The sequence below is a fragment of the Paenibacillus forsythiae T98 genome, assembly GCF_000520735.1.
Lineage (GTDB): Bacteria > Bacillota > Bacilli > Paenibacillales > Paenibacillaceae > Paenibacillus_AQ > Paenibacillus_AQ forsythiae.
In genome coordinates, this window is sequence record NZ_ASSC01000013.1 from 1 (window position 1) to 5,354 (window position 5,354).

A 5,354-nucleotide genomic window follows, 5' to 3' on the forward strand; every position below is an offset into this window, starting at 1 on the left:
TACCGCCGCGAACCCGATGAACAGGATGACCAGCACCGAAAAATACCAGGGCGCTGAAATGCTTCCTTGGTTTCTTCGCAGTACGGACCTCGGAACCGTCATCGTCATGAAGCCTTCGCCGGCATCGGAACGGTCGCCGATAAAAGCGACGATCGTCAGTGGATCGCGGGCGATGCTGTCTTTCATGAAGGCGATTGCCGAAGCGGTTGTCCACATTTCCGGGATGCGCACTGTATTGTCGGCTGCGCTGCCGGCAGCCTTCTTTCGCGCAGGAAGCGACAGCCGGGTCACTCCGGTCCCGTCCACCCAGAACATGGAAGCGTACTCGTAGGTCCTGCCCAGTTCCGTTATGCGCTCGCCGATCTCCCGGGGAGACTTTCCTGCCAGCAGACGGGCCTCTTTATGCCAGCCGCTTTCCAGATTGGAAGTGCTGGAGTAGATGCCCAGTTCAAGTTTCGTCTGCTCGTCAAGGCGCATCTCCGTCCATTGGCTTGTGAGGGCGACAAGAATGACATTAAGCATAATGATCATGGGCAGGAACATCACGGCGGCCGCGATAATCAGCAAATATCTCGACAGCAGCGACCGGCGGAAGCCCGGAAGGCGGCCCCGGATTCTTGTCTTGCCGATCATGCTCTGATCCTGTATCCGATGCCCCGGACCGTCTCAATGATTTCCGGCGCTGCGGGGTCCTTCTCCAGCTTTTCGCGCAAATAACGGATATGTACCATCAGGGTTTTGTCCCCTTCCATATAGGGCTCGCCCCAGACCGCTTCATAGATTTGCTCCTTGGTCATAATCTGGCCGAGGTGGCGCAGCAGGTAAAAGAAAATCTGAAACTGCTTGCCCGTCAGCGGTATTTCTTCCCCGCTCTCCTCCAGGACAATCCGGTGCTCCTCTTCATAGACCGTCAGACGCCCCAATGAAAGCGCCACAGATGCAACGCTGCCCGAGCGCCGTAGAAGAACCCCGATCCTCGCCGCCAGCTCGTCCGGATGGAATGGCTTGGTCAAATAATCGTCGGCGAACCCCAGGCCCTGAAGCTTGTCGTCGATGGACGTTCTCGCCGAGAGCATCAGGATGGGAATGTCGGGAAACACCTTCTTTAACCGCTGGCCCACGGTGAATCCGTCGAGTCCCGGCAGCATGACATCCAGAATAACCAGCTGGCAGCCGTCCGCCTCCTCCACGGCCCGCTCCCCCGTCTGCAGCCAGCGGACGGCATAGCCGCGGTCCCGCAGGTCCCTGGCGACAGGACCGGCAATTTGCGAATCGTCCTCTATATACAACAAAGTGCCGCTCATGGCAGCACCTCCTCCTTGCCCTTCATGCCGCCCGGACTTGCCCGAAGGGCTGCCCGGCGCGGGAAGGCGTTATATTGTTCTATTAACCAATTCCGGCAATCCCGGCGGTATGCAGAAAATGGCTTGGCGGCTCCGAAGCGGGCTTGCCGAACAGATAGCCCTGCGCCAAATGAATGCCGAGCTCCTGGCAGAACCGGAATTCTTCCCACCGCTCGATTCCTTCGGCCAGCACCTTTCCGCCAAACTCTCCGGCCCTGTCTATAATTTCCTTAAGCGCTTGCTGCTTGCCCGCATCCTGATCGCAGAAGCTGACCAGCCCCCGGTCGATCTTCACATAATCCGGCTTCAGGCCGGACATTACCTCCACTGTGGAATAACCCGCGCCGACATCGTCGAGCGCAACCAGAATGCCATGTCTCCGGTACTCGGCAAAAATACGGGTGAGATGCGAAATATCGTCAATCTCCTCCGTTTCCACCACCTCAAACACAAAATCCTCGGGTCTCAGTCCCTGCTGCTCGATCGCCTCAAACGTGTGGGTCAGACAATACGCAGGATCATAAATGGAAGAGGGCAAAAAATTGATGAACCGTTTAATTCCGGGAGGCAGCAGCCTGGCGCTGGATTCAATAGCGGAAATGCGCGCGGCCCGGTCCAGAAAGGAATGAAATCCGCTTTGCCTTGCCACCTCAAACAGCGTATACGGCTGGAACGGCGCGCCTTGCGGCTTGGGCCGCAGCAGAAACTCAAAGCCGACAATTTGCTCGGAAGGATTGACAATCGGCTGCAAATAGCTGCAAAATTCCTTATTGGCGATAATATCGATAAGCGTATGATTGCTGAAGCGGACCTGAAGCTGAGAGAGCGACATCCAGCGTTCAAGCGGGCCTTCGGCTCCCGTTCCAATAATTGAAATGGTCAACTGCGCGGCTTCCTCCGCAGCTTCGATCAGCTTGATCAGCTGAAACAATTGTTCGCGGGTACTGTAAGCAATCCCGCATATTTCTTCCTGAAAGGATTCAAGTCTATAACCGGCGGCTTGAACGGCCGATGCCAGCGAGGGGGAAGCGTGCCGAAGTTTTACGATCCCCTTATCTTCAATCGGTTCAATAGGGGAACAATGAATACAGTTCATTAACACCCTCCTTTTGGCCTACAAAAAATGCTGGAGCCTGAGGTCATTATAGCATGTTTTTCTGGAAAAGACGGAAATTCGCCCCAAATAAACGCCATATTTCGCGTAATTATTTTACATATCCTGATTTTTTAATTTCCCAAGGTTATTTCCCGCAACGGAACTACAAAATGAAGGTCCCGGAATCGGCCGAAGCACTGGACAACCCCGGAGCCTTGTGTCTATAATTACAGCGTAAACAGCAAGAAATACCCGAAACTTCATAAAACGTTGGGGTGCTGGAATTATGGCCGGCTGAGAGTGTATCCCGCAAGATACTGACCCTTATACCTGATCTGGATAATGCCAGCGTAGGAAAGACTTCAGCGTGTGGTCTTGGTAAAGACCGCCGCCGTCATGCTTAAGCTGCGTCCCAAAGTCCGGGGCGCTTTTTTGGCTTTTCAGGTTTGCGCACAACTGCAGGTATGCTTTCAATGAAGACGGGAAGACAAAGGAGAGACGATATCAATGGGAGTCAAAAAAGGATTAACACTATGCCTCACCTGCCTGTTTATACTGACGGCTGCGGGATGCGGCGGCAATAATTCGGGAGGAAACGCGGGCGGCCAGGCCAGTCCTGCCGCCGCTTCGCCCGAGGCATCCGCTTCCGCTGAAAGCTCGCCCCAAGCGGCAACGAAGGTAAAGGTTGCGCTCGACTGGACGCCGAACACGAATCACACCGGACTGTATGTCGCCAAAGAGCTTGGCTACTACGCGGAAGAGGGCCTTGACGTCGATATTGTGCAGCCGGGAGCGGCGGGCGCGGATACGATGGTCACCTCGGGAGAAGCCGCCTTTGGCATCGGCGCGCAGGACAGTCTGACGCTGGCCCGCATTCAGGGCGTGCCGCTCGTATCCATCGCGGCGATTATCCAGCATAACACGTCGGGCTTCGCGGCTCCGGTTGACCGGAGCATCAAGTCGCCGAAGGATTTTGAAGGCAAAACCTACGGCGGCTGGGGCTCGCCGGTCGAAGAAGCTTCCATGAAGGCCATTATGGACCCGGTCGGCGGCGACGTGAAGAAGGTCAAGCAGGTTACGACCGGCGAGGCCGATTATTTTACGGCCGTCAAGCGGGACATTGACTTTGCCTGGATCTTCTACGCGTGGACCGGCATCGAAGCGAAGCTGCGCGGCGAGCCGCTGGATATGCTCTATTTGAAGGATTACGCGCCGCAGCTCGATTACTACACGCCGGTGCTGACGACGAGCGAGAAGGAAATCGCCGAGCATCCCGAGGTGGTCAAAGCCTTTTTGAAGGCGACCTCCAAAGGCTACCAGTACGCGATCGACCATCCGAAGGAAGCTGCCGACATCCTGATCCAAGCGGTTCCCGATCTGGACGCGAAGCTCGTTCAGGCCAGCCAGGAATGGCTCAGCCCGAAATACAAGGACGATGCCGCCCGTTGGGGCGAGCAGAAGACCGCCGTATGGAAGGATTACGCCGACTGGATGTACGGGCTGAAGCTGCTGGAGAAGCCGCTGGACGCCGACAAGGCGTTCACGAACGAATTTTTGCCGGAAGGGCAGTAAGTTTAACCGGATTAAGGTCATGATTCACTGGATTCACAATTAACAACATGAAAGGATGATAGCAAGTGGCAAGTACGCTGCTGAGCATTCAGGTGATTCCGAAAACGCCGGGAGGCGAAGATGTAATTCCTTATGTGGACAAGGCGATCGAGGTGATTCAGCGCTCGGGTGTGAAGCATCAGGTGAACGCGCTGGAAACGACAATGGAAGGCGAACTCGCCGACCTGCTCGAAATTGTCCGGGAGATGCAGGAGGCGCTGGTCGAGGCAGGCTGCCCGAGCGTTATCTCACAGGTGAAAATCGCCCATAACCCGGGCGGAATCAGCATGGACAAGCTGACGGAGAAGTATCGCCCGTGATCTCCCGGTGGAAACAAATCTGGCCGCCCCTTGTGGCGGTCATCTTCTTTTTGGCGCTGTGGCAGCTGTCAGTCTCCTGGTTCGGCATTGAACAATGGTTCTTGCCCGCTCCCACGGACATTTGGCGAGAAGGCGTCGCCAGCGCCTCATCCCTTAAAGGACATACGCTGGCGACGCTGCGGCTGACGCTGACCGGCTTCCCGCTCGGGGTGGCCGCCGGGCTGATTTGCGCCGTGCTGCTGCATATTGTGCCCTGGACGGCGCGCGCGCTGTACCCGCTGCTGATTCTGAGCCAGAATGTGCCGGTGATCGCGCTTGGCCCGCTGCTGGTGATCTGGTTCGGCTTCGGCCAGCTTCCCAAGATTATTCTCATTGTCCTGGTGTGCTTCTTTCCCGTGGCGGTCGCGGGCCTGGGCGGGCTGGCCCAGACCGACCGCCTGATGCTTCAATTCATGAAGATGGCTGGCGCCACAAGGCGGCAAATCTTCACCAAGCTGGAGTTGCCTCACGCGCTGCCCTCCCTGTTCTCCGGCATCAAAATATCCGCCGCCTACGCCGTGACCGGCGCCGTGGTGGCGGAGCTGATCGGCGGCGACAAAGGGCTTGGCTACTATATGCAACTCCAGAAATCGGCGTACCGCACAGACCGGATGTTCGTTGCCATTATTCTAATTGTGCTGCTGAGTCTGCTGCTGTTCGCCGCCGTCGCCCTGCTGGAGAAATGGCTGGTCCGCTGGAAGCCGCAGCGGGACGCATAGAACTGGAACGTAAGCAAATGATTCATAGAAAAGGAGGCTAATCCGTGACGCATACGACCGTTCCGCCGTCAGGCGGAGAGCTCTCTTCTTCCGGCATGCCATCGCCATCACCGGAGCCGGGCCGCGAGGCTCCCGCGCTGGAGGTAGCCGGCATCTTCAAATCCTTCTCCCAGCGCGGACGGAGCCTTCCGGTGCTGGAACAGGTGTCGCTGACGGTGAAGCGGCA

At 56.9% G+C, this 5,354-nt stretch carries 5 protein-coding genes, 2 pseudogenes and 1 riboswitch; of the genes and pseudogenes, 4 read left to right on the plus strand and 3 right to left on the minus strand.

Annotation, left to right across the window (positions count from 1 at the left end; translation table 11 throughout):
• The 3 genes and pseudogenes from L692_RS0100465 to L692_RS0100475 all read right to left on the minus strand — a co-directional run.
• Positions 1-633, minus strand: a pseudogene (locus tag L692_RS0100465) (hypothetical protein); the annotation flags it as partial.
• On the minus strand, positions 630-1,304 hold the full coding sequence (locus L692_RS0100470; protein ID WP_025696190.1) for a response regulator transcription factor: 675 nt from the start codon (positions 1,302-1,304) through the stop codon (positions 630-632). The pseudogene L692_RS0100465 and the gene L692_RS0100470, both read right to left, overlap by 4 nt.
• An 82-nt stretch (positions 1,305-1,386) precedes the next feature.
• Positions 1,387-2,439, minus strand: coding sequence for an EAL domain-containing protein (locus tag L692_RS0100475; RefSeq protein ID WP_025696192.1), 1,053 nt, complete (start codon positions 2,437-2,439; stop codon positions 1,387-1,389).
• Between the two features lie 261 nt (positions 2,440-2,700).
• Positions 2,701-2,813, plus strand: a riboswitch (TPP riboswitch).
• Between the two features lie 133 nt (positions 2,814-2,946).
• On the opposite strand from L692_RS0100475, the gene L692_RS0100480 reads away from it, so the two are divergent.
• The 4 genes and pseudogenes from L692_RS0100480 to L692_RS0100495 all read left to right on the plus strand — a co-directional run.
• Positions 2,947-4,011, plus strand: coding sequence for an ABC transporter substrate-binding protein (locus tag L692_RS0100480; RefSeq protein WP_025696194.1), 1,065 nt, complete (start codon positions 2,947-2,949; stop codon positions 4,009-4,011).
• A gap of 65 nt (positions 4,012-4,076) precedes the next feature.
• Positions 4,077-4,370 carry a thiamine-binding protein gene (locus tag L692_RS0100485; RefSeq protein ID WP_025696196.1) on the plus strand — a complete coding sequence of 98 codons (294 nt, stop codon included), beginning with the start codon at positions 4,077-4,079 and terminating at the stop codon, positions 4,368-4,370.
• On the plus strand, positions 4,367-5,128 hold the full coding sequence (locus tag L692_RS0100490; RefSeq protein WP_025696198.1) for an ABC transporter permease: 762 nt from the start codon (positions 4,367-4,369) through the stop codon (positions 5,126-5,128). Before L692_RS0100485 ends, L692_RS0100490 begins: the two co-directional genes overlap by 4 nt.
• A gap of 44 nt (positions 5,129-5,172) precedes the next feature.
• Positions 5,173-5,354, plus strand: a pseudogene (locus tag L692_RS0100495) (ABC transporter ATP-binding protein); the annotation flags it as partial.

Bases quoted from the DNA above. Each gene is read 5' to 3' on its own strand.
- L692_RS0100470 (WP_025696190.1), bottom strand. From the start codon at position 1,304: ATGAGCGGCACTTTGTTGTATATAGAGGACGATTCGCAAATTGCCGGT.
- L692_RS0100480 (WP_025696194.1), top strand. From the start codon at position 2,947: ATGGGAGTCAAAAAAGGATTAACACTATGCCTCACCTGCCTGTTTATA.
- L692_RS0100475 (WP_025696192.1), bottom strand. From the start codon at position 2,439: ATGAACTGTATTCATTGTTCCCCTATTGAACCGATTGAAGATAAGGGG.